Annotated in this window: 19 protein-coding genes; 8 read left to right on the top strand and 11 right to left on the bottom strand. The window is 73.1% G+C overall.

From position 1 onward, the window contains the following. Positions 1-177 precede the first annotated feature (177 nt). Positions 178-1638 carry a glutamate synthase subunit beta gene (locus AB0F29_RS04740; protein WP_215110020.1) on the bottom strand — a complete coding sequence of 487 codons (1461 nt, stop codon included), beginning with the start codon at positions 1636-1638 and terminating at the stop codon, positions 178-180. Beyond that, positions 1631-6190, bottom strand: a complete 4560-nt coding sequence (gltB, locus tag AB0F29_RS04735; protein ID WP_361867431.1) for a glutamate synthase large subunit — start codon at positions 6188-6190, stop codon at positions 1631-1633. The genes AB0F29_RS04740 and gltB overlap by 8 nt, the downstream gene beginning before the upstream one ends. A gap of 487 nt (positions 6191-6677) precedes the next feature. Between gltB and AB0F29_RS04730 the strand changes: the two genes are divergently transcribed. Next, on the top strand, positions 6678-8807 hold the full coding sequence (locus AB0F29_RS04730; protein WP_361867430.1) for a VCBS repeat-containing protein: 2130 nt from the start codon (positions 6678-6680) through the stop codon (positions 8805-8807). Between the two features lie 78 nt (positions 8808-8885). Here the strand turns inward: AB0F29_RS04730 and AB0F29_RS04725 are convergent, their stop codons facing one another. Next, on the bottom strand, positions 8886-9617 hold the full coding sequence (locus AB0F29_RS04725) for a VIT1/CCC1 transporter family protein (RefSeq protein WP_361867429.1): 732 nt from the start codon (positions 9615-9617) through the stop codon (positions 8886-8888). A gap of 311 nt (positions 9618-9928) precedes the next feature. Between AB0F29_RS04725 and AB0F29_RS04720 the strand changes: the two genes are divergently transcribed. The 7 genes from AB0F29_RS04720 to AB0F29_RS04690 are packed head-to-tail and all read left to right on the top strand — an operon-like array spanning position 9929 to position 17874. Next, positions 9929-11065, top strand: coding sequence for an ADP-ribosylglycohydrolase family protein (locus AB0F29_RS04720; protein WP_361867782.1), 1137 nt, complete (start codon positions 9929-9931; stop codon positions 11063-11065). Further along, positions 11062-12450, top strand: a complete 1389-nt coding sequence (locus AB0F29_RS04715) for an ADP-ribosylglycohydrolase family protein (protein WP_361867428.1) — start codon at positions 11062-11064, stop codon at positions 12448-12450. Before AB0F29_RS04720 ends, AB0F29_RS04715 begins: the two co-directional genes overlap by 4 nt. After that, the gene (locus AB0F29_RS04710; RefSeq protein WP_361867427.1) at positions 12374-13570 is read left to right on the top strand and encodes an ADP-ribosylglycohydrolase family protein; all 1197 of its coding nucleotides are present in this window, start codon (positions 12374-12376) and stop codon (positions 13568-13570) included. Before AB0F29_RS04715 ends, AB0F29_RS04710 begins: the two co-directional genes overlap by 77 nt. Then, positions 13567-14934 carry an ADP-ribosylglycohydrolase family protein gene (locus AB0F29_RS04705; RefSeq protein ID WP_361867426.1) on the top strand — a complete coding sequence of 456 codons (1368 nt, stop codon included), beginning with the start codon at positions 13567-13569 and terminating at the stop codon, positions 14932-14934. The genes AB0F29_RS04710 and AB0F29_RS04705 overlap by 4 nt, the downstream gene beginning before the upstream one ends. Then, positions 14931-15815, top strand: a complete 885-nt coding sequence (gene rbsK / locus AB0F29_RS04700) for a ribokinase (protein ID WP_361867424.1) — start codon at positions 14931-14933, stop codon at positions 15813-15815. The genes AB0F29_RS04705 and rbsK overlap by 4 nt, the downstream gene beginning before the upstream one ends. Then, positions 15812-17011, top strand: coding sequence for a CoA transferase (locus tag AB0F29_RS04695; protein WP_361867422.1), 1200 nt, complete (start codon positions 15812-15814; stop codon positions 17009-17011). The genes rbsK and AB0F29_RS04695 overlap by 4 nt, the downstream gene beginning before the upstream one ends. Next, entirely contained in the window at positions 17008-17874 is an 867-nt protein-coding gene (locus tag AB0F29_RS04690; protein ID WP_361867420.1) for an aldolase/citrate lyase family protein, read from the top strand. The genes AB0F29_RS04695 and AB0F29_RS04690 overlap by 4 nt, the downstream gene beginning before the upstream one ends. Before the next feature lie 73 nt (positions 17875-17947). Here the strand turns inward: AB0F29_RS04690 and lgt are convergent, their stop codons facing one another. The 8 genes from lgt to AB0F29_RS04650 form a co-directional block, all read right to left on the bottom strand. Next, the gene (gene lgt, locus AB0F29_RS04685; protein ID WP_361867419.1) at positions 17948-18976 is read right to left on the bottom strand and encodes a prolipoprotein diacylglyceryl transferase; all 1029 of its coding nucleotides are present in this window, start codon (positions 18974-18976) and stop codon (positions 17948-17950) included. 120 nt (positions 18977-19096) lie between these two features. Then, on the bottom strand, positions 19097-19924 hold the full coding sequence (locus AB0F29_RS04680; protein ID WP_361867417.1) for a thioredoxin domain-containing protein: 828 nt from the start codon (positions 19922-19924) through the stop codon (positions 19097-19099). A gap of 75 nt (positions 19925-19999) precedes the next feature. Then, positions 20000-20812, bottom strand: a complete 813-nt coding sequence (gene trpA, locus AB0F29_RS04675; RefSeq protein WP_228926659.1) for a tryptophan synthase subunit alpha — start codon at positions 20810-20812, stop codon at positions 20000-20002. Continuing rightward, the gene (trpB, locus tag AB0F29_RS04670) at positions 20809-22095 is read right to left on the bottom strand and encodes a tryptophan synthase subunit beta (protein WP_361867415.1); all 1287 of its coding nucleotides are present in this window, start codon (positions 22093-22095) and stop codon (positions 20809-20811) included. The genes trpA and trpB overlap by 4 nt, the downstream gene beginning before the upstream one ends. Before the next feature lie 139 nt (positions 22096-22234). Further along, positions 22235-22447 (bottom strand): tryptophan synthase subunit(beta), encoded by a 213-nt coding sequence (locus AB0F29_RS04665; RefSeq protein ID WP_361867413.1) that lies wholly within the window; start codon positions 22445-22447, stop codon positions 22235-22237. A 17-nt stretch (positions 22448-22464) separates the two neighbouring features. Continuing rightward, a complete protein-coding gene (trpC, locus tag AB0F29_RS04660; RefSeq protein WP_010064524.1) occupies positions 22465-23274 on the bottom strand; it encodes an indole-3-glycerol phosphate synthase TrpC in 810 nt (269 codons plus the stop codon). A gap of 136 nt (positions 23275-23410) precedes the next feature. Beyond that, a complete protein-coding gene (locus AB0F29_RS04655) occupies positions 23411-23902 on the bottom strand; it encodes a DUF2752 domain-containing protein (protein ID WP_361867411.1) in 492 nt (163 codons plus the stop codon). A 507-nt stretch (positions 23903-24409) separates the two neighbouring features. Beyond that, positions 24410-24661, bottom strand: a complete 252-nt coding sequence (locus tag AB0F29_RS04650) for an HGxxPAAW family protein (protein WP_018957525.1) — start codon at positions 24659-24661, stop codon at positions 24410-24412. Positions 24662-24696: the final 35 nt, after the last annotated feature.

Genomic DNA, 24696 nt, shown 5'->3' with positions numbered 1-24696 from the left:
CCGGTCGGCGCTGGGGCCGGGCCCCGTGGCGGGAACCCGGCCCCGGACGCGCCACGGCGCCCGCTGGAGTCCGGTCGGGGACAGGCAGGCGCCGCGTTCAGTTCCGTACGCCGTTGTACGGGACGTCTTGTGGGGGCTCCCCCGGGCCGCGTGGCCCAGGGGGAACCCGGGTGGTGCTCAGACCAGCAGTGAGCGGTCCGTCGGGCGGATCGGCGCGTGCAAGGCGCTGGTCCCGGTCAGGAAGCGGTCCACTCCGCGGGCGGCGGAGCGGCCCTCGGCGATCGCCCAGACGATCAGCGACTGGCCGCGTCCCGCGTCACCGGCGACATAGACGCCGTCGACGTTGGTCGCGTAGTGCTCGTCGCGGGCGACGTTGCCGCGCTGGTCGAGCTCCAGGCCGAACTGCTGGACCAGACCGTTGGACTGGTCGGTTCCGGTGAAGCCCATGGCGAGGGTGACGAGCTGCGCGGGGATGCGCCGCTCCGTGCCGGGCTTCTGCTCCAGCTTACCGTCCTTGAACTCGACCTCCACCAGGTGGAGGGCCGCGACGTTTCCGTCCTCGTCGCCCTCGAAGTGGGTGGTGGAGACGGAGTAGACCCGCTCGCCGCCCTCCTCGTGCGCGGAGGTGACCTTGTAGAGCATCGGGAAGGTCGGCCACGGCTGGCCCGCGTTCCGGTCCTCGCCCGGCTTCGGCATGATCTCCAGCTGGGTGACGGAGGCCGCGCCCTGGCGGTGGGCGGTGCCCACGCAGTCGGCGCCGGTGTCGCCGCCGCCGATGACGACGACGTGCTTGCCGCCGGCGTGGATCGGGGCGACGGTCAGGTCGCCCTCCTGCACCTTGTTGGCGAGCGGCAGGTACTCCATCGCGAAGTGGATGCCGCCCAGCTCGCGGCCGGGGACGGGCAGGTCGCGGGAGACGGTGGCGCCGGCCGCGATGACGACCGCGTCGTAGCGGCGGCGGAGCTTCGCGGCGTCGATGTCCTTGCCGATCTCCACCTCCGTACGGAACTTGGTGCCTTCCAGCCGCATCTGCTCGATGCGGCGGTTGATGTGCGACTTCTCCATCTTGAACTCGGGGATGCCGTAGCGGAGGAGGCCCCCGATGCGGTCCGCGCGCTCGTAGACGGCGACGGTGTGGCCGGCCCGGGTCAGCTGCTGGGCGGCGGCGAGTCCCGCCGGGCCCGAGCCGATGACCGCGACGGTCTTGCCGGAGAGCCGCTCGGGCGGCTGCGGGGTGACGTCGCCGCTCTCCCACGCCTTGTCGATGATGGAGACTTCGACGTTCTTGATGGTGACGGCGGGCTGGTTGATGCCGAGCACGCACGCCGACTCGCAGGGCGCCGGGCACAGCCGCCCGGTGAACTCCGGGAAGTTGTTCGTGGCGTGCAGCCGCTCGGAGGCGGCGGTCCAGTCCTCGCGGTAGGCGTAGTCGTTCCACTCGGGGATGAGGTTTCCGAGCGGGCAGCCGTTGTGGCAGAACGGGATGCCGCAGTCCATGCAGCGGCCGGCCTGCTTGCTGATGATCGGGAGCAGGGAGCCCGGAACGTAGACCTCGTTCCAGTCCTTGACGCGCTCGGCCACGGGGCGGGTCTGGGCGACCTCGCGTCCGGTGGTCAGGAAGCCCTTGGGGTCAGCCATGGGTCGCCGCCTCCATCATCTTCTCGGTGGTCTCCTGCTCGGAGAGACCGGCGAGCTCAGCGGCGTCCTTGGCGGCGAGCACTGCCTTGTACGTGGACGGGATGATCTTGCTGAAGCGGGTCACGGCGGTGTCCCACTCGGTGAGGAGCTTCTCGGCGACGGTGGAGCCGGTCTCCTCCCGGTGGCGGCGCACGACGTCGTGCAGCCACTGCCGGTCGGTGTCGTCCAGCTCCTCGACCGCGCCGAGGTTGCCGACGTTGACGTGGTCGCGGTTCAGGTCGATGACGTACGCGACGCCGCCCGACATGCCGGCGGCGAAGTTGCGGCCGGTCTCGCCGAGGACGACGGCCTGGCCGCCGGTCATGTACTCGCAGCCGTGGTCGCCGACGCCCTCGGAGACGACGAGCGCACCGGAGTTGCGGACGCAGAAGCGTTCGCCGGTGCGGCCGCGCAGGAAGACCTCGCCGCCGGTGGCGCCGTAGCCGATGGTGTTGCCGGCGATGGTGGAGTACTCGGCGAGGTGGTCGGCGCCCCGGTCCGGGCGGACGATCACCCGGCCGCCGGAGAGGCCCTTGCCGACGTAGTCGTTGGCGTCGCCCTCCAGGCGCAGGGTCACCCCGCTCGGCAGGAACGCGCCGAAGGACTGGCCGGCCGAGCCGGTGAAGGTGAGGTCGATGGTGTTCTCGGGGAGGCCGGAACCACCGAACTTCTTGGTCACCTCGTGGCCGAGCATGGTGCCGACGGTCCGGTTGATGTTGCGGATCGCGACCTGGGCGCGGACCGGCTGGGCGGCCTCGGGGGTCTCGGCGCCGAGCGCGTCGGCGGCCAGCTTGATCAGCTGGTTGTCGAGCGCCTTCGTCAGTCCGTGGTCCTGCTCGACGATGCGGTGACGGACCGCGCCCTCGGGCAGTTCGGGGACGTAGAAGAGCGGGGCGAGGTCGAGGCCCTGCGCCTTCCAGTGGGTGATCGCCCGGTCGGTGTCGAGGAGCTCGGCGTGGCCGACGGCCTCCTCGACGGTGCGGAAGCCCAGCTCGGCGAGGATCTCGCGGACCTCTTCGGCGATGAACTCGAAGAAGTTGACGATGTACTCGGCCTTGCCGGAGAACCGGTCGCGCAGCACCGGGTTCTGGGTGGCGATGCCGACCGGACAGGTGTCCAGGTGGCAGACGCGCATCATGACGCAGCCGGAGACGACGAGCGGCGCGGTAGCGAAACCGAACTCCTCGGCGCCGAGCAGCGCGGCGATGACGACGTCGCGGCCGGTCTTGAGCTGGCCGTCGGTCTGCACGACGATGCGGTCGCGCAGGCCGTTGAGCAGCAGGGTCTGCTGGGTCTCGGCGAGGCCGAGCTCCCAGGGGCCGCCCGCGTGCTTGAGCGAGGTGAGCGGGGAGGCGCCCGTTCCGCCGTCGTGGCCGGAGATGAGGACGACGTCCGCGTGGGCCTTGGAGACACCGGCGGCGACCGTGCCGACGCCGACCTCGGAGACCAGCTTGACGTGGATCCGCGCCTGGGGGTTCGCGTTCTTCAGGTCGTGGATCAGCTGGGCGAGGTCTTCGATGGAGTAGATGTCGTGGTGCGGCGGCGGCGAGATGAGGCCGACGCCGGGCGTCGAGTGCCGCGTCCTGGCCACCCACGGGTAGACCTTGTGGCCGGGCAGCTGGCCGCCCTCGCCGGGCTTGGCGCCCTGGGCCATCTTGATCTGGATGTCGTCGGCGTTGACCAGGTACTCGCTGGTCACACCGAAGCGGCCGGAGGCGACCTGCTTGATGGAGGAGCGGCGCGCCGGGTCGTACAGCCGGTCCGGGTCCTCACCGCCCTCACCGGTGTTGGACTTGCCGCCCAGCTGGTTCATCGCGATGGCGAGCGTCTCGTGCGCCTCGCGGGAGATGGAGCCGTACGACATGGCACCGGTGGAGAAGCGCTTGACGATCTCGGAGGCGGGCTCGACCTCGTCGAGGGAGATCGGCTCGCGGCCGGAGTCGAAGCCGAAGAGGCCGCGGAGCGTCATCAGGCGCTCGGACTGCTCGTTCACCCGCTCCGTGTACTGCTTGAAGATGTCGTAGCGCCGGTTGCGGGTGGCGTGCTGGAGGCGGAAGACCGTCTCCGGGTCGAACAGGTGCGGTTCGCCCTCGCGCCGCCACTGGTACTCGCCGCCGATCTCCAGCGCGCGGTGCGAGGCCGCGATGCCGGAGGCGGGGTACGCCTTGGTGTGCCGGGCGGCGACCTCCTTGGCGACGACGTCCAGGCCGGCGCCGCCGATCTTGGTGGCGGTGCCGTTGAAGTACGTCGCGACGAAGGCCTCGTCGAGCCCGACGGCCTCGAAGACCTGGGCGCCGCGGTAGGAGGCGACGGTGGAGATGCCCATCTTGGACATGACCTTCAGGACGCCCTTGCCGAGCGCGTAGATCAGGTTCCGGATGGCCTGCTCGGACTCGATGTTCTCGATGAAGGTGCCGGCGCGGACCAGGTCCTCGACGGACTCCATGGCGAGGTACGGGTTGACCGCGGCGGCGCCGTAGCCGATGAGCAGCGCGACGTGGTGGACCTCGCGGACGTCCCCGGCCTCGACCAGCAGGCCCACCTGGGTGCGCTGCTTGGTGCGGATGAGGTGGTGGTGGACGGCGGAGGTGAGCAGCAGCGAGGGGATCGGCGCGTGCTCGGCGTCGGAGTGCCGGTCGGAGAGGACGATCAGGCGGGCGCCGTCCTCTATGGCGGCGTCGACCTCGGTGCAGATCTGCTCGATCCGCGCGGCCAGCGCGTCGCCTCCGCCGCCGACCCGGTAGAGACCGGAGAGGGTGGCGGCCGTCATGCCCGGCATGTCGCCGTCGGCGTTGATGTGTATCAGCTTGGCGAGCTCGTCGTTGTCGATCACCGGGAAGGGCAGCGTGACGCTGCGGCACGCGGCGGCCGTCGGCTCCAGGATGTTGCCCTGGGGGCCCAACGAGGAGCGCAGCGAGGTGACGAGCTCCTCGCGGATGGCGTCCAGCGGCGGGTTGGTGACCTGGGCGAACAGCTGGGTGAAGTAGTCGAAGAGCAACCGGGGGCGCTCGGAGAGCGCGGCGATCGGCGAGTCGGTGCCCATGGAGCCGAGCGGCTCGCCGGCGGTGCGGGCCATCGGCGCGAGGATGACGCGGAGCTCTTCCTCGGTGTAGCCGAAGGTCTGCTGGCGGCGGGTGACCGAGGCGTGGGTGTGCACGATGTGCTCACGCTCGGGCAGGTCGCTCAGCTCGATCTCGCCGGTCTCCAGCCACTCCTGGTAAGGCTGCTCGGCGGCGAGGGACGCCTTGATCTCGTCGTCCTCGATGATGCGGTGCTCGGCGGTGTCGACGAGGAACATCTTGCCGGGCTGGAGGCGGCCCTTGCGGACGACCTTCGCGGGGTCGATGTCCAGGACGCCGACCTCGGAGGAGAGCACGACGAGGCCGTCGTCGGTGACCCAGTAGCGGCCGGGGCGCAGACCGTTGCGGTCGAGGACCGCGCCGACCTGGACGCCGTCGGTGAAGGTCACGCAGGCCGGGCCGTCCCAGGGCTCCATCATCGTGGCGTGGTACTGGTAGAACGCGCGCCGGGCCGGGTCCATGGAGTCGTGGTTCTCCCACGCCTCGGGGACCATCATCAGCACCGAGTGCGGCAGCGAGCGCCCGCCCAGGTGGAGCAGCTCCAGGACCTCGTCGAAGGAGGCCGAGTCGGAGGCGTCCGGGGTGCAGACGGGGAAGATCCGACTCAGCTGCGCCTGGCCGAAGAGTTCGGAGGCGAGCTGGGACTCGCGGGCCTTCATCCAGTTGCGGTTGCCCTTGACCGTGTTGATCTCGCCGTTGTGCGCGACGAAGCGGTACGGGTGGGCCAGCGGCCAGCTGGGGAAGGTGTTGGTGGAGAAGCGGGAGTGGACCAGCGCGACCGTGGAGGCGAAGCGGCGGTCGGAGAGGTCCGGGAAGAACGGCTCCAGCTGCCCGGTGGTGAGCATGCCCTTGTAGACGATGGTGCGGGCGGAGAGCGAGGGGAAGTACACCCCGGCCTCACGCTCGGCACGCTTGCGCAGGACGAAGGCCTTGCGGTCCAGGACGATGCCGGTGGACTCGCCGTCGGCGACGAAGACCTGGCGGAAGGTGGGCATGGTGGCGCGGGCGCCGTTGCCGAGAAGTGCGGGGGTGACCGGGACGTCGCGCCAGCCGAGGACCGTCAGGCCCTCCTGCGCGGCGATGTGCTCGATCGTGCGGACGGCCTCGGTGGAGTCGTCCGCGGGGAGGAAGGCGATGCCCACGGCATACGAGCCTGCCTCGGGGAGTTCGAAGGAGGTCTCGGCGCGGAGGAAGGCGTCCGGGACCTGGCAGAGGATGCCGGCGCCGTCGCCGGAGTCGGGCTCGGAGCCGGTGGCGCCGCGGTGTTCGAGGTTGCGCAGTACGGTCAGCGCCTGCTCGACCAGCTCATGGCTGGCCACACCGGTCAGAGTGGCCACGAACCCGACACCACAGGCGTCGTGTTCGTTACGGGGGTCGTACATCCCCTGCTGGGCGGGGCGACCGTCCATGGGCGACCAGGCGTCGATACGCATCGGCTCTCCCGTCGTCGTCGTGGCATTTGCGGTGCCGAGGGACGACGTTGGCCCTCTGCGAAATTTCGTGCAGGTTACATGATGGGGCGCTTCTCAAGAAGCGGAAGGCGTGTTCCAACATGCGGACACCGTGGTGACCGGAAGTGACTGGGTGACCAGAGGTGACCGGGTTGACCAGGGGGTGGGTCGCGGTCGGAACGATCGGCGCCCGGGGACCCGCAGAGAGCAGGCGTCGTTGCCTGCGGTGTCTACGGCTATTTCCCGGCGGACACGGAATTGAAACCGCCGAGTAATGGCTACTTATGTGTAGCCCTGCATAGTGCCCCACTTTACGACCGCCCCGCGTCCTCCGCCCAGAGGGGTGCGTCACGACGTACATCACACCGAGAGGTCGATGCAGGCGCCGGGAGGCGGAAAAGTCGCTGGTGGGGGCCGTTCCCCCTTGCTAGGTTCAGGGCGTTTGTCAATGGACAGCAGGGGGGACCACATGCGCCGCATCAAGATCATCGGCATCGCACTCGTACCTACGCTCACCCTGACGCTCGGCGTCGTCGGCGCGGGCCTCACCACAGCCCTCGTCGTGGGGACTCCCGCCGCCTCCGCCGCCGAGCGGGCGTGGGGGACGCCCGCCGCGCTGACGGACGAGCGCGGCGCCAACACCGGCTCGGGGGTAAAGGTCACGACCGATGGCACCGCAGTCACGGTGTGGATCAGCGGTACCAAGGACGGCCCTCAGGAGCTGTGGGGCGCCACCCGCCCGGCCGGTGCCACCGCGTGGAGCGCTCCGGTCCGGATCGCCACCGATCAGCAAAGTGTGTCCGACGTGCACCTGGCCATGGGCCTGGACGGCTCCGCCACCGTCTCCTGGGACCGCTTCACCTCGGATCGCTTCGACTCGCACAGCACCTCGGCGCTGCTGCCTGGCGCCGCGTCCTGGACGGCGCCCGCGCCGATCACGTCCGCGCTCTTCGGGTACGACCTCATGCTGGTGAGCGGTCCCGGCGGCCGCCTCACCGCTGTCTGGAACGGGAACCCGACCCCGGGCGAGGACGAGAGCGACGTGGGGGTCTTCACCTCCGATCTCGCGGAGCGGGGAGCCGCCTGGTCACAGGCGGTGCAGATCAGCAGCGGGTCGGCCTACGAACTGCGGGCGGCAGCGGCGGGCGACGGCACGGTGACCGTCGCCTGGCAGGCGGACATCTCCGGACCGGAGGCGCTGCGGGTCTCGACCCGGGCGGCGGGGGCGGTCGCCTGGAGTGTCCCCGAGGTCATCAGGAACGACGACGCTTCGAACCCGGGCGAACTCGACGTGCAGGCCGCACCCGACGGCGCTGCCCTGGTCAGCTGGTCGGGAATCACTTCCGGCCGCTCCTTCGTCTACCGCCCGGCCGGCAGCACGACGTGGGGCCGGACCGAATACCTTCCCGTCGACGAGGCCAGGAACTCCACGCTCGCGCCGCAGCTCGAACCGGACGGCCGGGTGACGGCTCTCTGGGAATTCGAAGGCGCCCAGCTCCGGACGGCGAGCCGCGCGGTGAACGGGACGTGGTCGCCGATCCGCACCCTGGTCGAGAACAGCGAAGCGTCCAGGTTCTGGGTCCCCGACATCGGCCGGGACGGCTCACTCGCGGTCATGTGGACGACATTCGAAGGCGACCTGTGGGCGCTGGTCCGCTCGGAGGGCACCTGGCCCAAACCGCTGTACGTGGGTCGGGCCGACCTCCACACGGTGGGCTCCGTCGCTGCCGGCCCGGACGGCAGCGCGGTCGCCGTATGGAACAAGCGGCTCGGCACGACAAGTGACTACCACCCGATCGATCAGGTCTGGGCGACGGCCACCGGAGCGGCGAAGCCGACGCACCGGGACCACGTCGGCGACGACGGCTTCCCCGACCTCTACGCGCGGGGGACGAACGGTTCGCTGCGCGTGTACCGGGGCGACGCCGCGGGGAAGCTGCCGGGCACCGCCGACGGCGGGACCTGGCCCACGACCTCCACGCTGATCCCCTTCGGGGATCTCGACGGTGACGGGGCGAACGACACCCTGGTGACCAACAGCGCGGGCGACCTGTACCGCCACAGCCCGCAGCGGGGCAGCGTCGTCACGCCCCAGGGGCCGGCGAAGAAGATCGGCAGCGGCTGGAAAGCCTTCGACGGCCTGACCGGCTCCGGCGACTTCACGGCGGACGGCCGGCCCGACCTGGTGGCCCGGGAGACCGCGACCGGCGACCTGTACCTGTACGCGGGCACCGCCGCGGGCGGCCTCACCCGGACCGGAAAGATCGGCAACGGCTGGAAGAACCTGACCATCGTCGGCGCGGGGGACCTCAACGGCGACGGGCACGCCGATCTCGTCGCCCGCACCGCCGCGGGCGACCTGTACCGGTACGACGGCACCGGCAGGGGTGCCATCGGCAACGGCGTGAAGATCGGCACCGGCTGGGGCGGGATGGCCGACATCGTCGGCATCGGCGACCTCACCGGCGACGGCACGGACGACGTCCTGGGCCGTACGACGGGCGGAGACCTCTACCGGTACGCGGGCAACGGCACGGGGGGCATCGGCGCGGGAGTCAAGATCGGCACCGGCTGGAAGAGCTTCGCCGGTATCCGGTAACGGTCGCGCGTGCACGACGAAGGCACGGCCCGGGGCGGGCCGTGCCTTCGTCGTGCAGGGGAAGGGGAAGGCGCTCCGTCAGCCGACGGCGACGCCGAACAGGGTGCCGAGTCCGTACGTCATCGCCGCCGCCGCGCCACCCAGGGCGAGCTGGCGCAGCCCGCTGAACCACCAGCTGCGGGCGGTCACCCGGGCCACCACCGCACCGCAGGCGAACAGGCCGATCAGGGCGAGGAGCACCGCGGGCCACAGGGCGCTCGCGCCGAGGAGGTAGGGCAGGACGGGCAGCAGGGCGCCGAGCGCGAACGCGCCGAACGACGAGACGGCGGCCACGAGCGGCGAGGGCAGGTCGCCGGGGTCGATGCCGAGCTCCTCGCGGGCGTGGATCTCCAGCGCCTGCTCCGGGTCGCGCGACAGCTGCCGGGCGACCTCGGCGGCCAGCGGGGCGTCCACGCCGCGGGACTCGTAGAGGGCGGCCAGCTCGGCCATCTCGTCCTTGGGGTGCTTACGGAGCTCGCGGCGCTCGACGTCGAGCTCGGCCTCGACCAGCTCACGCTGCGAGGCGACCGAGGTGTACTCGCCCGCCGCCATGGAGAAGGCACCGGCCGCCAGCCCCGCCAGACCGGTGATCACGATGGTCTGCTGGGAGACCGCGCCGCCCGCGACCCCGGTCATCAGGGCGAGGTTGGAGACCAGACCGTCCATCGCGCCGAAGACGGCGGGGCGCAGCCAGCCGCCGTTCACATCCCGGTGGGTGTGGTTGTCCCGGTGCGCCTCGTGCAGGACGGCTTCGGTCTCGATGATGGCCACGGCGTGCTTCTCCCCTTCGCTCCGGCGGGCCGTCACCCCGCCGTTTCCCGCTGAATACAACTTTCGACAAAGTCCAAACTACGCCGTCCGGGTGACCTCCGCCAGCAAGCCAGGCCTGGCTAACCGCCCCTCTGACCTGCGAAGAAAGGCCAGCCTTAGCTATCCGGGCCGTCATCCGCCCGGCCCCTTTCCTCGGGTTTCCCGCCTCCCTTCGCCCTCCGCGTGGCACAGATGCGGACAGGGCCCGGAAGCGGAATCGGATCCGGGCCCGGATGCGGATGCACACCGCCGGACGAGCGAAGGGCGACGCGATGAACACGGCCGTCGGCAATGACCGGGCCAGGGGTGCGCTGCTGGGACTGGCGGTCGGGGACGCGCTCGGCGCCCCGGCGGAGAACCTGCGGCCCTCCGAGATCCGCCGCCGCTGGGGGCGGATCGAGAGCTTCGTGAGCGATGATCCGGCGGGCACCGACGACACGGAGTACGCGATCTTCTCCGGGCTGTTGCTGGCCCGGCACGGTTCGGCGCTCGACGTCTCCCATGTGGAGCGGGCCTGGCACCACTGGATCGCCGATCTGGACGAGGGCCCGTTCCGGGGGGCCGGGTTCAGCGAGCGCGGCACGCTGGAGAACCTGCGCCGGGGCCTGGCCGCGCCGATCTCCGCCCAGCACCGGCACGCCTGGAGCGACGGGCTCGCGATGCGCGCGGCCCCCTTCGGGGTCTTCGCGGCCGGCTGCCCCACCGAGGCGGCCCGGCTGGTCGCGGTGGACGGCCGGGTCAGCCACGAGGGCGAGGGGATCTACGGGGGCCAGGCGGTCGCGGCCGGGGTGGCGGCGGCCATGGTCGGCTCGGGCCTCGCCTCGGTGATCGCGGCCGCGCTCTCGGTGGTCCCGATGGACTCCTGGACGGCCCGGTCACTGCGCCGGGCGGTGGCGGCGGCCCAGCGGCCCCACCCCGACCGGCTCACGATGGAGCGGGCGGTGCGCTCGGCGGTGGTGATCGCCGGCTACCCGTGGACGGACCTCGCGCCGGAGGCGGTGGGCCTGGCGTTCGGGGCGTTCACGGCGGCGCGCGGGGACTTCCGGACGGCGGTGCTCACGGCCGTCAACATGGGCCGCGACGCGGACACGACGGCGGCGGTGGCGGGCGCCCTGGCCGGTGCGCTGAACGGGGAGAGCGCCATCCCGCCGGACTGGGCGAGCGCCATCGGACCGGTCCGGGGCAGCTGCCTGCCCTCGATGCGCGGCTACCACGTGCTGGACATCGCGGAACTGCTGACCCCGGAGGACCCGGACCGGACCGAACCGGCGGGGTCCCCGCACGAGCGGGGCGGCGACGAGCCGTCGGCCGTACGGGACCTGGCGGCGGTGGCGGCCCCCTCCGAGCCCGTACGGGACATGGCGTCCGCGGCGGCCTGCTCGCTGCCCGCACGGGAGGACCGGCGATGACGACGGCAGGCGGGGCGACCGGAGGCGGACCAGCCGTGACCACGCCACCCGGAGGGCCCGCGGGAGACCCGGCGGGAGACCCGATGGGGGGCCCGGCGGAGACAGCACGCGACGCGGCCGGACCGACGGCCGTCCCGGGGAGCCCGGGGACCGCCGTCCCCGGCCCCCCCGCCCCCTCCCGCCGCGCCCGGATCGAGGGGCTGCTGCTCGGTCTCGCGGCGGGCGACGCCGCCGGTTGGCCCGCCGCCCGGCACCGGGCGGCCCGGATGCCCGAGTGGACCCGGCGGCTCACCCGGGAGCTGGACACCTTCGCCGAGCAGAACGCCACCACCACGCTGCCGGTGCCCATCGCCCTCAATCAGCCTCCCGAGCCGCTGCGGCTCGGCCCGTCCGACGACGCCGAGTGGGCCGCGTTCGCCGCCCGCACGGTGCTGGCGGCGGCCGACGACGCGGTGGGCCTGGCCCCCGGCCGCCGGATGCGGGACGCGGTCGACCGGGCCTGGAACGCGCTGGCCGCCACCGTCGCCGCCGCCAGCGCCCGGGCCCCCGAGGTCGAGGCCGCGGTGCTCCCGCTGCGGGCCCGGATCTCGGTGCGGGCCGGGCTCGGCAACCTGGCCGCCGGGCTGCGGCCCCCCGCCACCGGGCACGACAACCCGCACTACTTCGACGACGCCGCCTGCGTGCGGGCCGCCGTCCTCGCCGTGGTCCACCCGGGCGACCCGGACGAGGCGGCGGCGCTCGCCGAGTTCGACGCCCGCTACACCCAGGACGGCGACGGGGTGCACGGGGCACGGGCCGTGGCCGCCGCGATCGCCGTGGCGCTGGCCGGGGCGGACGTCGACACCGTGGTGAACGCGGCCCTCGCCCAGCTCCCCGAGGGCACCGAGATCGCCCGCAACGCCGTGCACGCCGTCCGCCTGGCCCGGGAGTTCGCGGACGAGCCCGCCGGGGCGTTCGCCCTGGTCCCGGTGTTGGAACACCAGATCGTGGACCACGTCTACAGCTACGGGATCGCGGCGGCGGAGACCGTGCCGGTCGCCCTGGCCCTCACCACGGCGGCCCGGGGCGAGATCGCCCAGGCGGTCCCGGCCGCCGCCTGCCTGTCCCGGGTCGCGGACTCCGCGCCCGCCCTGGCCGGGGCGCTGACCGGGGCGATCGGCTCGGTCACGGCCGTGCCGGCGGGCTGGCGCGAGGCGTGCCGGACGCTGGCGGGCTGCGCGCTGCCCCGGCTCGCGGGCACGGACCTGATCGAACTCGCCGGGCTGCTGGCAGCCACGGAACCAGCCATCCCGGGTGGACAATTCCGACATGACGCCCACAACGGCCATGGAAGCCGCTCTCTCGGCCCGCCACCCCTCCTCCCCCACCACGCCCGGACTCGATGAACGCGTCCGCCGGGCCCTCGTCGGAGCCGCCGTCGGCGACGCCCTCGGCGGCCCGGTCGAGGGCTGGACCCCCGACCAGATCGCCGAGCGCCACGGCGGCCGGGTGACCGGGATCGTCGGCCCCTGGTTCGGCGAGGACTGGCGCACCGCGCGCCCCATCGCCCCCTACCACAAGGGCGACGGGCACGTCACCGACGACACCCTGATGACCCACGCCCTGATCCGGGTCTACGACCGGGTCCGCGACCACCTCGACGCGTACGCCGTCGCGGACCACCTCGTCCCGGACCTGCTGTCGCCCCGCTGGATCCCCGAGCTGGAGGCGGACGCCCTCCCCCTCCAGCGGATCTTCCTGGCGGAGAAGTGGATCGTGGCCCGGCTGCACTACGGGCACGTGGACCCGCGCGAGGCCGGTGCGGGCAACATCGTCAACTGCGGGGCGGCGATGTACATGGCCCCGGTCGGACTGGTCAACGCCGGCCACCCGGAGGCCGCGTACGCCGAGGCGCTGGAGGTCGCGGCCCCCCACCAGTCCTCCTACGGCCGGGAGGCCGCCGGGGTCTTCGCCGCCGCCGTCGCCGCCGCCTGCCGCCCGGGCGCCACCCCCGGCACCGTGGTCGACGCGGCCCTCTCCACGGCCAGGGACGGCACCCGGTCCGCGATCGAGGCGGTGGCCGAAGTGGCCGTGCGCCACGAGGACTTCGAGGCCGCGCTCGCCCCGCTGCGGGAGGCCGTGGAGCCCTTCGACACGGTCGGCCCCGACTACCGGAGCCCCTCGCTCGGCGCGCGCCGCCCCTCCCGGTTGCACGCCATCGAGGAACTGCCCATCGCGCTGGGGATGTTGCTGGTCGGGTGCGGTGACTACCGGCGCACGGTGCTCGGTTCGGTGAACTACGGGCGGGACTGCGACTCCATCGCGACGATGAGCGGGGCGATCGCGGGCGCGCTGGGCGGCGAGGTCCCCGCCGACTGGGCCGCCACGGTCGCGAAGGCGAGCCGGCTGGACCTGGACGCCCCGGCGAGGGCGCTGGCGCAGGTGGCCCGGGAGGTCTTCGCCCGGGACCTGGAGCGCCGCCGGGCCCATGAGCAGGCGTTCGGCGCGCTGGCCGGTGAGCGGTGAACGTCCGCCTCACCTGGGTGCAGCCAGAGGATCTGGTCGGCCACGAGCTGCGGCAGGCCGCACAGGACGGCCGGGACGCCCGGGAGATCGAGGAGCGGTGGTACGCGGCCGGGGGCGCCCCCGCGCCGGCCCGGGCAGGCGCGTCCGAGCCGGCCGCGCCGCCGCGCCTGCGAGCGCTGGCCGAACGACTTCTCGACGAACTCGCCCTGTTGGATTCGCCGTTGGCGGCCGATGAGCCGACCGGGCTGGACGAGATCGTGGCCGCCTGCCCGCACTGGCCCGGCCCGGTGGACAGCGCGCCCGCCATCGGCCGGGACCGGCTGCACGCGGCGTGGCTCGGCCGGGCGGCGGGCTGCCTGCTCGGCAAACCGGTCGAGAAACTGCCGCTGGAGGGCATCCGCGCCCTGGGCCGCGCCGCCGGCGACTGGCCCCCGGCCGGCTGGTTCACCGCGCACGGCGTACCGGCCGAACTGCTGGCCGCCCACCCCTGGAACCGCCGCTCGGCCCCCACGTCCCTGGCCGAGAACATCGACGGCATGCCGGAGGACGACGACCTCAACCACCCGCTGCTCACCCTGCTGTTGCTCCAGCGGCACGGCCGCTCCTTCACCACCGCCGACCTGGCCCGCCTCTGGCTCGACGAACTGCCGGCCGGGCGGACCTTCACCGCCGAGCGCATCGCGTACGGCAACCTCCTGGCAGGCGTCGAGCCCCCGGAGACCGCCCGCCGCCGCAACCCGTTCCGGGAGTGGATCGGCGCGCAGATCCGGGCCGACGTGCACGGCTGGACCCACCCCGGCGACCCGGCCGGAGCCGCCGCCCAGGCCCACCGCGACGCGGTCCTCACCCACACCGGCAACGGGGTCTACGGCGCGATGTTCACCGCGGCAGCCCTCGCCGTCGCGGCCGGCGGCGAGAGCGATGTGCACGGCTGCCTGGCCGCCGGGCTGCGGGTGGTGCCACCGCACTCGCGGTACGCCCGCGCGATCCGCCTCGGCATCGAAACGGCCCGTACGGAAAGGGAGTTCGACACCGTCGTGGACCGGCTGCACGCCGTCTACGCGGACACCCATCACTGGGTGCACGTGCTGCCCAACGCCGCGCTGCTGGCCGCCGCCCTCACCCACGCCGACGGCGACTTCACCCGGGGAATCGGCCTCGCGGTCTCCGGCGGCTGGGACACCGACTCCAACGGGGCGACCGCCGGATCGCTGGCCGGACTCCTGGCGGGCGGACCGGACGCCCTGCCCGAGCACTGGACGGCTCCGCTGAAGAACCGGCTCGCCACCTCCGTACCCGGCTTCGACCGGACCGGGTTCGACACCCTCGCCGCACTGACCCACCAGGAGGCTCTGCGCCCATGACCCGCATCGCGGTGCTCGGCAGCACCAACATGGACCTCGTCGCCTACACGGCCCGCGCCCCCGGACGCGGCGAGACCGTCACCGGACGGGAGTTCCGGACGGTACCCGGCGGCAAGGGCGCCAACCAGGCCGTCGCCGCCGCCCGCGCGGGCGGGGAGGTGACGATGATCGGCGCGGTCGGCGACGACACCTACGGCACCCTGCTGCGCGACGGACTCGAACACGCGGGGGTGGACACCGACCTCCTGCACACCGCCGAGGGCCCCAGCGGCACCGCGCACATCGTGGTGGACGACACCGGGGCCAACGCGATCGTGGTGGTCCCCGGCGCGAACGGCGTCCTCACGGCGCTCGGGCCCGGGGAGATCGCCGCGATCGCCGCGGCCGATCTGCTGCTGATGCAGCTCGAACTCCCCCTGTCCGCCGTCGTCGAGGGCGCCCGCGCGGCCCGGGCCCAGGGGGTACGGACCATCCTCACCCCCTCCCCCGCCCAGCCCCTGCCGGACGAACTCCTCGACCACATCGACCTGTTGGTGCCCAACGAGCACGAGGCCGCCGAGCTGTCCGGGCAGGCCGAACCGCACGCCGCCGCCCAGATCCTGCTCCGCCGGGTGCCCGAGGTCATCGTCACGCTCGGTGCGAAGGGCTGCCTGTACGCGGCCCGTGGCGGCGAGCCGGTGCTCTTCGCGGCGCCTTCGGTGGCCGCCGTCGACACGACCGGCGCCGGGGACACCTTCGTCGGGACGCTGGCCGTGGCGCTCGGCGAGGAGCGGCCGGTGGCCGAGGCCGTGGCGTTCGCCTCCTCGGCCGCCGCGCTCTGCGTCCAGAAGCCCGGCGCGTCCACGTCCATGCCCTACCGCAGCGAGATCGAGGCCTCATGAGCACCACCTCAGCAGGACCCCTGACCGGGCTCAAGGTCATCGACCTGGCCACCCTCTTCGCCGGACCGCTCGCCGCCACCATGCTCGGGGACTTCGGCGCCGACGTGATCAAGGTCGAGCACCCCCGTAAGCCGGACCCCTCGCGCGGGCACGGGCCCGCCAAGGACGGGATCGGCCTGTGGTGGAAGCTGCTCGGCCGCAACAAGCGCACCCTGACCCTCGACCTGTCCGCGCCCGGCGGCCGGGACGTGCTGTTGGAGCTGGCCGCCGGCACGGATGTGATCATCGAGAACTTCCGGCCCGGGACCCTGGAGCGCTGGGGCCTGGGCCCTGCGGAGCTGCACGCCGTCAACCCGCGTCTGGTGCTGGCCCGGGTCACCGGCTTCGGCCAGTTCGGGCCGTACGCCCACCGCCCCGGCTTCGGCACGCTCGCCGAGGCGATGAGCGGCTTCGCGGCGATCACCGGGGAGCCGGACGGCCCGCCGACGCTGCCGCCGTTCGGGCTCGCGGACTCCATCGCGGCGCTGGCCACGGCGTACGCGGTGATGGCCGCGCTCGCCGGGCGGGACAAGACGGGCGAGGGGCAGGTGGTGGACCTGGCGATCATCGAGCCGATCCTCACCGTGCTGGGCCCGCAGCCGCTCTGGTACGACCAGCTCGGCTACGTCCAGCCGCGCACCGGCAACCGCTCGCGCAACAACGCCCCGCGCAACACCTACCGCACCGCCGACGGCCACTGGGTCGCGGTCTCCACCTCCGCCCAGTCCGTCGCCGAGCGGGTGATGCGCCTCGTCGGCCGCCCGGAGCTGATCGACGAGCCCTGGTTCGGCGCGGGCACCACCCGGGCCGAGCACACCGAGGAGCTGGACGGGGCCGTCGGCCACTGGATCTCCCGGCACAGCCGCGAGGAGGTGCTGAACGGCTTCGAGAAGGCGGAGGCGGCCGTCGCACCGATCCATGACGTGCGGGAGGTGATGGAGGACCCGCAGTACCGGGCGCTGGACACGATCACCGAGGTCGACGACCCGGAGCTGGGGCCGCTGCGGATGCAGAACGTGCTCTTCCGGCTCTCGGGGACCCCCGGCGGGATCCGGTGGGCCGGCCGCCCGCACGGCGCCGACACCGAGGAGATCCTGGCCGGCCTCGGCCTCTCGGAGACCCGGATCGCGGCGCTGCGGGACCAGGGGGCGCTGTGACCGGCCGTCCGATCCCGGCCCCGCCGCTGCCGGAGGGCCCGCCGCCGCCCCTCGGACGGCCGCCGCTGACCTGGCTGTACGTGCCCGGGGACCGGCCGGAGGTGGTGGCCAAGGCGCTGGGCAGCGGGGCGGACGTGGTGATCGTCGATCTGGAGGACGCCGTCGCCCCGCACCGTAAGGAGTACGCGCGCTCCGCCACCGCCGAACTCCTCGGCGACCAGGTCACGGCGGCCCCGGACGCGGTGCCGGTCCATGTCCGGGTGCACGGCGAGGACGACATCCGGGCGCTGGCGGAGCTGCCGGGCCTGGCCGCGTTCCGGCTGCCGAAGATCACCCATGCGGTCTCGGTCTCCCATGTGGCGGCCGTGGCCCCGGGCGTGGCGCTGTATCCGCTGCTGGAGTCGGCGCTCGCGGTCGAGCACGCGTACTCGATCGCCTCGGCCCATCACGCCGTGCGCGGCATCGCCCTGGGCGAGGCGGACCTGCGGGCGGATCTGGGCGTACGGGAGGACGCGGGGCTCGACTGGCCGCGCAGCCGCGTCGTGGTGGCGGCCAGGGCGGCGGCTCTTCCGCCGCCCGCCCAGTCGGTGTTCCCGGACGTCCGGGACCTGGACGGGCTGTGGACGTCGTGCGGGCGGGGGCGGGCGCTCGGGATGCTGGGCCGGGCGGCGATCCACCCGCGGCAGCTGCCGGTGATCGAGCGGGCGTTCCGGCCGACGGCCGAGGAGATCGAGGCGGCCGAGGAGATCGTCGCGGCCTCGGCGGTGGAGGCGGGGGCGCTGGCGCTGCCGGACGGGAGGTTCGTGGACGCGGCGGTGGTGGCGTCCGCCCGCAGAACGATCGCGCTCGCCGGGCGGGCCTGAGAGCGCGGGCCCACCCGGCGAGCGGGAGGTGTGCGGGGGTGCGCCCTGGACCAGGACCCAGGCGCGCGGCCGGTCAGCTCTTCTCGGCTGCTCCGGTCGCGCCGGCCGCTCCGGCGTTCTCGGCGGTGGCGTCCTTGCCGGGCTCGTCCTTCGTGAGCGGGTCCTTCTTCGCGCCGGCGTCCTGCTCGTCGGCGTCCGCCTTCGCGGAGCCGTCCTCGTCGGAGCCGTCCTGGTCGGAGCCGTCCTGGTCGGAGCCGTCCTGGTCGGAGCCCTTCGCGGGGGTGGCGTCCCGGTCGGGCTCGACGATCTCCTCGCGGCCCGGACGGATCTTCGCGGAGATCACGATGTAGACGACGGCGAGGACGAAGACGATGATCGCGGTCCACACGTTCAGGCGGAGGCCGAGGATGTGGTGGGCCTCGTCGACCCGCATGTACTCGATCCAGCCGCGTCCCGCGCAGTAGGCGGCGACGTACAGCGCGAACGCCCGTCCGTGGCCGAGCCGGAAGCGACGGTCGGCCCAGATGACCAGGAGCGCGGCGCCGATGCACCACAGCGACTCGTACAGGAAGGTCGGGTGGTACGTCCCGGCGAGCCGGTTCGGGCCCTCGCTGATCTCCAGCGCCCAGGGGAGATCGGTGGGCTTGCCGTACAGCTCCTGGTTGAACCAGTTGCCCCAGCGGCCGATGGCCTGGGCGATGGCGAGGCCCGGGGCCAGTGCGTCGGCCCAGGCGGGCAGCGGGATGCCCCGGCGGCGGCAGGCGATCCAGGCCCCGACCGCGCCGAAGGCGACGGCGCCCCAGATGCCGAGGCCGCCCTCCCAGATCTTGAATGCGTCGACCCAGTCCTCACCGTCGCTGAAGTACAGCTGGTAGTCGGTGATCACGTGGTAGATCCGGCCGCCGACGAGGCCGAAGGGCACCGCCCAGACGGCGACGTCGGCCACGGTGCCGGCTTTGCCGCCCCGGGCTACCCAGCGCTTGTTGCCGAACCAGACGGCGACGAAGACACCGATGATGATGCAGAACGCGTAGCCGCGGAGCGGGATCGGGCCGAGCTCGATCACGCCGGTCGACGGACTGGGGATGAAGGCAAGATTCATGGCGAGGTCGACGCTACCTTGCCGGGCGGTGGGTACGGCAAGCTCCCCGGCAACTTCTGGGTAACGGGGGCCGCCCTCACGGGCGGGCGGGGGCGCGCTCAGGAAGCGGAACCCCGACAACTAGTCGGACGGATCGGCCGGGGTGGCGGTGCCCGGCTTCTTGCCCTTGTTGGCCGCGGCGACCCACTTCTTCAGATTCTCCGGGGAGATCTGCTCTCCGCCCTTGCTCGGGAAGACGGACTCCCCGTTGAGCAGCACCGTCGGCGTGCCCTGGAAGCCGCCCTCGCGGAACGCCGTGTCGGACTTCTTCACCCAGCTGTCGTGCTCGCCGTCCTCCACACAGCTGCGGAAGCCCGGTGTGTCGAGCCCCTCGACCTCGCCGGCCAGCTCGATCAGCCGGCTGTTCTTGCCGAAGGCGTCGTCCGGCTCCGGAGGCTGGTTGGCGAAGAGCACGTCGTGGTACGGCGCGAACTTGCCGGCGTCCTGGGCGCACGCGGCGGCATTGGCGGCGCGCAGTGACCCGGTGCCGCCGAGATTGCCGTCGATGATCGTGGCCAGGTGGTACTCCACCTTGACCTGGCCGGCGTCCGCCAGCTCCGTGACGGTGTCCTTGAAGGCGGTCTCGAACTGGGCGCAGACGGGGCAGCGGAAGTCCTCCCAGATCGTGAGGGTGGACGGGGCGTCGGCGGCGCCGACCGGCACGGTCAGGGCGTCCTCCCCGATCGCGCCCGAAGGGGCGACCGCGGGGCCGGAGGCGGTGTCGCCGCCGTCGTCCTTGCCCGCGTTGGCCGCGATCAGGCCGACCACGGCGGCCAGGGCGAGCACCCCGACCACCGCCGAGGAGACGATCAGCGTCCGGCGGCGCTTCTCGCGCCCCTTCTCCCGCTCGCGCTGCTGGGCCAGGCGCTCACGCGCGCTTCTGTTTCCCTCAGGGATCTTGTCGCTCACACCCGGGGAACGAACCGGGGAGGCACCTCCGCGCCTCCCCGGTCCACAATCCACCCATTCGGGTGATTCAAGGGCTCAGCGCTTTCGAACACCCTCGGCCAGTTCGCCCGCCAGGGAGCGGACGGCGGCGAGACCGGCGGCCTCGTCGGGGGCGTCCAGCATGGCCTTGACGAAGGCCGAGCCGACGATGACGCCGTCCGCGAACCCGGCGACCTCGGCGGCCTGCGCCGCGTTGGAGACGCCGAGGCCGACACAGACCGGGAGATCGGTGGTGGCGCGGGTGCGTCCCACCAGGTCCTGGGCCTGGGCTCCGACGGAGGCGCGGGTGCCGGTGACGCCCATCAGGGACGCGGCGTAGACGAAGCCGCTCCCGGCCGCCGTGATGGTGGCGAGGCGGGCGTCCTGGCTGCTGGGGGCGACGACGAACACGGTCGCGAGGCCCTGCTTGTCGGCGTGCTCGCGCCAGAGCGCGGACTCCTGGACCGGCAGGTCGGGCAGGATGCACCCGGCACCGCCTGCCTCGGCCAGCTCGGCGGTGAAGCGCTCGACGCCGTAGCGGTCGATGGGGTTCCAGTACGTCATGACCAGGATCGGGACGCCGGTGGCCTCGTGCGCCTCGCGGACCGTACGCATCACGTCGGCGATCCGGACGCCGCCGCGCAGGGCGATGTCGTCGGCGGTCTGGATGACCGGACCGTCCAGGACCGGGTCGCTGTGCGGGAGCCCGATCTCGACGATGTCCGCGCCGCCCGCGATGACGGCCTTGACCGCCTCGATGCCGCCGTCGACGGTCGGGAAGCCCGCCGGGAGGTAGGCGATGAGCGCCGCCCGGTCGGCGGCCCTGGTGGCGGCCAGGGTGGTGTTCAACAGCTCGATGTTGCCGCTCACTTGGCGTCCCCCTCGATCTCGGCACGGTCGCTGTCGGCGTCCGCCTCGACGGCGGCGTCCGTGTCGTAGAGCCCGAAGTAGCGGGCGGCGGTGTCCATGTCCTTGTCGCCGCGGCCGGACAGGTTGATGAGGATCAGCCCGTCCTTGCCGAGCTCCTTGCCGAGGTCCAGGGCGCCGGCGAGGGCGTGGGCGCTCTCGATGGCCGGGATGATCCCCTCCGTGCGGGACAGCAGGCGCAGGGCCTGCATGGCCGCGTCGTCGGTGACCGCGCGGTACTCGCCGCGCCCGACGTCCTTGAGGTACGCGTGCTCCGGGCCGATGCCGGGGTAGTCCAGTCCCGCCGAGATGGAGTACGGCTCGGTGATCTGCCCCTCGTCGTCCTGGAGGACGTAGGAGCGCGAACCGTGCAGGATGCCGGGCTCCCCCGCGGTGAGGGTCGCCGCGTGCTCGCCGGTCTCCACCCCGTGCCCGGCGGGCTCGCAGCCCACCAGGCGGACGTCGGCGTCGGGGATGAAGGCGTGGAAGAGGCCGATGGCGTTGGAACCGCCGCCGACGCAGGCGACCGCCGCGTCGGGGAGGCGGCCGGCGCGCTCCAGGATCTGGCGGCGGGCCTCGACGCCGATGACGCGGTGGAAGTCGCGGACCATCGCCGGGAAGGGGTGCGGGCCCGCGACCGTGCCGAAGAGGTAGTGCGTGCGGTCCACGTTGGCGACCCAGTCGCGGAACGCCTCGTTGATGGCGTCCTTCAGCGTCCGCGAGCCGGACTTCACGGCGACGACCTCGGCGCCGAGCATCCGCATCCGGGCCACGTTCAGCGCCTGGCGCTCGGTGTCGATCTCACCCATGTAGATGGTGCATTCGAGGCCGAAGAGGGCGCAGGCGGTCGCGGTGGCGACGCCGTGCTGGCCCGCTCCGGTCTCGGCGATGACCCGGGTCTTGCCCATGCGCCTGGTGAGGAGGGCCTGGCCCAGCACGTTGTTGATCTTGTGTGAGCCGGTGTGGTTCAGGTCCTCGCGCTTGAGGAAGATCCGGGCGCCGCCGGCGTGCTCGGCGAAGCGCGGGACCTCGGTCAGCGCGCTGGGCCTGCCCGTGTAGTCGACCATGAGCTCGTTGAGCTCGACGGCGAAGGCGGGATCGGCCTTGGCCTTGTCGTACTCGACGGCGACCTCGTCCACGGCGGCGACGAGCGCCTCCGGGATGAACTTGCCGCCGTACGCGCCGAAATAGCCCTCGGCGCTGGGGATCAGACCCTCGGGGTCCGGAATGAAGAAGTCGGACGACATGCGACGTGCTCCTTGGCATGGCAACGGATGGGTCGACCGTATGCGCGAAGCGGCGAGCGCCACCGGGACCGGCGTGCGGTCGCGGCGGAGCGGTCGTACGTACGAGAAGGGGTACTGCGGTACGTCGGCCGGGGCTCGCCTACTGCGCGGACCCCGGGCGCCATCGCATGCCGTTCACCTGGCCGGGCTCGTCGCCGATGACGTACCGGACGCGCCGGCCGTGCACGCGGCGGGCGGGGGCGCGGCAGCCTCGCGGCCTGCACCCGCGCGCCAGCGGGGCGTGCGGGTCCCGGGCCGGAGCCCCGGCCGGGCGGAGGCCCAGCCGGGTACGGCGCACGGGACGGTCGGTCATGGTCGTCGGTCTCCCCGTCAGCCGCGGCCGTGGCGGAGCGCCGGGTGGGCGCCCGCGGCGACGAGGTCGGCGACGGCGGCGCGCGGGTCGCGGCCGGTGACCAGGGACTCGCCGACCAGGACGGCGTCGGCGCCCGCGTTGGCGTACGCGATCAGGTCGTGCGGGCCCCGGACGCCGGACTCGGCGACCTTGACGATGTGGTCGGGGATCTCGGGGGCGACGCGCTCGAAGGTGGAGCGGTCGACCTTGAGATCCTTCAGGTTGCGCGCGTTGACACCGATGATCTTGGCTCCGGCGTCCACGGCGCGCTCCGCCTCCTCCTCGTCGTGCGCCTCGACGAGCGGGGTGAGCCCGATCGACTCGGCGCGCTCGATGAGGGAGACCAGGGCCTCCTGATCGAGGGCGGCGACGATCAGCAGGGCGAGATCGGCGCCGTAGGCGCGGGCCTCCCACAGCTGGTAGGAGGTGACGATGAAGTCCTTGCGCAGGATCGGGGTGTCGACCTTGGCGCGGACGGCCTCCAGGTCGGCGAGCGAACCGCCGAAGCGGCGCTCCTCGGTGAGGACCGAGATGACGGACGCGCCGCCCGCCTCATAGTCGGCGGCGAGCGCGGCCGGGTCGGCGATGGCGGCGAGGGCCCCCTTGGAGGGGGACGAGCGCTTGACCTCGCAGATGACGGTCACGCCCTCGCCGCGCAGGGCGGCGACTCCGTCCTTGGCCTGGGGAGCGCGGGCCGCGCGCTCCTTCAGCTCGTCGAGGCTGACGCGCGCCTGCCGCTCCGCGAGGTCGGCGCGAACGCCGTCGATGATCTCGTCGAGCACACTCACGCGAGCGGCCCCCTTCCGAACGGTTGACGGTGGACTGGATCAGCCCTGCCGATGGTATCCGCAGGACGCCCCGGGGGTCGCATCCGGCCACGTCGCGTCCCACTTCCTGGTCATTCGCCCGGGCCGGGCCGGGCGCTCAGGGGGCCAGGGCCGAGCCGAACGGCAGATTCCGGACCACGGTGAAGAGCAGCAGGACGGCGCCCACACCCCACCACCAGACGGGCGCCAGACCGATGCGCAGGGGCTGTCCGCGCCAGGCCCGGACCAGCCAGAGGGCCCAGACCGCGGCGAAGAGGAAGTAGCCGACGGTGGCGATCGCGTTGGCTTCGAGCGCCGCGCCGAGGTCTCCGTGGATGAAGGCGTGGGCGCTGCGCAGCCCGCCGCAGCCGGGGCAGAGGACGCCGGTCAGCTTGAGCAGCGGGCAGACCGGGTAGTGGCCGGACTCGTTGGGGTCGACGGCGCCGACGTACGCGAAGGCGCCTGCGACGGCGGCGAGGATGCCGATGGGGGTGGCCAGGCGGCGCACCCGGCCTGCCGGGCGGACCGACCAGCCCGTCCGGCGTTCCGGGGCGCCCAACCAGCCCGTCCGGCGTTTGAGGACGGAACCGTGGCCTTGGGGGCCGGGCACCTGCGAGAGCCCTTCGCCCGGGGAACCTGTGAGCTCCGGGCCCACCCCCGCGAGGGTTCCGTCCTCAGACGCCGGACGGGCTGGGTGTGGGCCCACCCCCGCGAGGGTTCCGTCCTCAGACGCCGGACGGGCTGGGTGTGGGCCCACCCCCGCGAGGGTTCCGCCCTCAAGCGCCGGACGGGCTGGGTGTGGGCCCACCCCCGCGAGGGTTCCGCCCTCAGACGCCGGACGGGCTGGGTGTGGGCCCACCCCGGCGGGAGTTCCGTCCTCAGCAGCCGGACGGGCTGGGGCGGGCCGGACCATGTCAGGGGTCGGGCAGACCGTCAGCGGCATGGGGCCGGGGCCCTGCTGAGGGGCCGATTCCGGGTCCGGGGGCTGGGCGGCTGAGGGAGTAGGCGAGGCGTCCACCCGCTGATTGTCCCCCGCCGACGCGAAAAGGCGCAGCCCCGGGTGAGGGCTGCGCCTGTCGGCGTGTCGGGCGCCGGGACGGGCCGGCGTCCGGGGGGGTCAGTGGGAGATCTGCGCCCGCCCGGCGCGCTCCCTGGCCTCGATCAGCTCGGCCGACTCCTTCGGCATACCGAGGCCGGCCACCTTCATGGCGAGGCCCACGAGACCGCCGGCGAAGATGACGGCGATACCGGCCCAGAAGCCGAGCGGGTTGGCCGCGACCATGAAGACGCCTGCGACGCAGAAGCCGATGAAGGCGATGATGACACCGGTCCAGGCGGCCGGGGTGTGTCCGTGGCTCGTGCCCGCCATGAGTTGCTCCTCGTTGGTGTTGCGCCGTGGGTGGC

This window comes from Streptomyces sp. NPDC026589, assembly GCF_040638385.1.
Classification (GTDB): Bacteria; Actinomycetota; Actinomycetes; order Streptomycetales; family Streptomycetaceae; genus Streptomyces.
Note: the sequence above shows the minus strand (reverse complement) of the source record. Positions and strands in the feature narration are given on the sequence as shown.

Coding starts and splice junctions, on each gene's coding strand:
- AB0F29_RS04710 (WP_361867427.1), top strand. CDS start 12,374: ATGACGCCCACAACGGCCATGGAAGCCGCTCTCTCGGCCCGCCACCCC.
- lgt (WP_361867419.1), bottom strand. CDS start 18,976: ATGAATCTTGCCTTCATCCCCAGTCCGTCGACCGGCGTGATCGAGCTC.
- AB0F29_RS04740 (WP_215110020.1), bottom strand. CDS start 1,638: ATGGCTGACCCCAAGGGCTTCCTGACCACCGGACGCGAGGTCGCCCAG.
- rbsK (WP_361867424.1), top strand. CDS start 14,931: ATGACCCGCATCGCGGTGCTCGGCAGCACCAACATGGACCTCGTCGCC.
- AB0F29_RS04695 (WP_361867422.1), top strand. CDS start 15,812: ATGAGCACCACCTCAGCAGGACCCCTGACCGGGCTCAAGGTCATCGAC.
- AB0F29_RS04665 (WP_361867413.1), bottom strand. CDS start 22,447: ATGACCGACCGTCCCGTGCGCCGTACCCGGCTGGGCCTCCGCCCGGCC.
- AB0F29_RS04730 (WP_361867430.1), top strand. CDS start 6,678: ATGCGCCGCATCAAGATCATCGGCATCGCACTCGTACCTACGCTCACC.
- AB0F29_RS04715 (WP_361867428.1), top strand. CDS start 11,062: ATGACGACGGCAGGCGGGGCGACCGGAGGCGGACCAGCCGTGACCACG.
- AB0F29_RS04650 (WP_018957525.1), bottom strand. CDS start 24,661: ATGGCGGGCACGAGCCACGGACACACCCCGGCCGCCTGGACCGGTGTC.
- trpB (WP_361867415.1), bottom strand. CDS start 22,095: ATGTCGTCCGACTTCTTCATTCCGGACCCCGAGGGTCTGATCCCCAGC.
- AB0F29_RS04720 (WP_361867782.1), top strand. CDS start 9,929: ATGAACACGGCCGTCGGCAATGACCGGGCCAGGGGTGCGCTGCTGGGA.
- gltB (WP_361867431.1), bottom strand. CDS start 6,190: ATGCGTATCGACGCCTGGTCGCCCATGGACGGTCGCCCCGCCCAGCAG.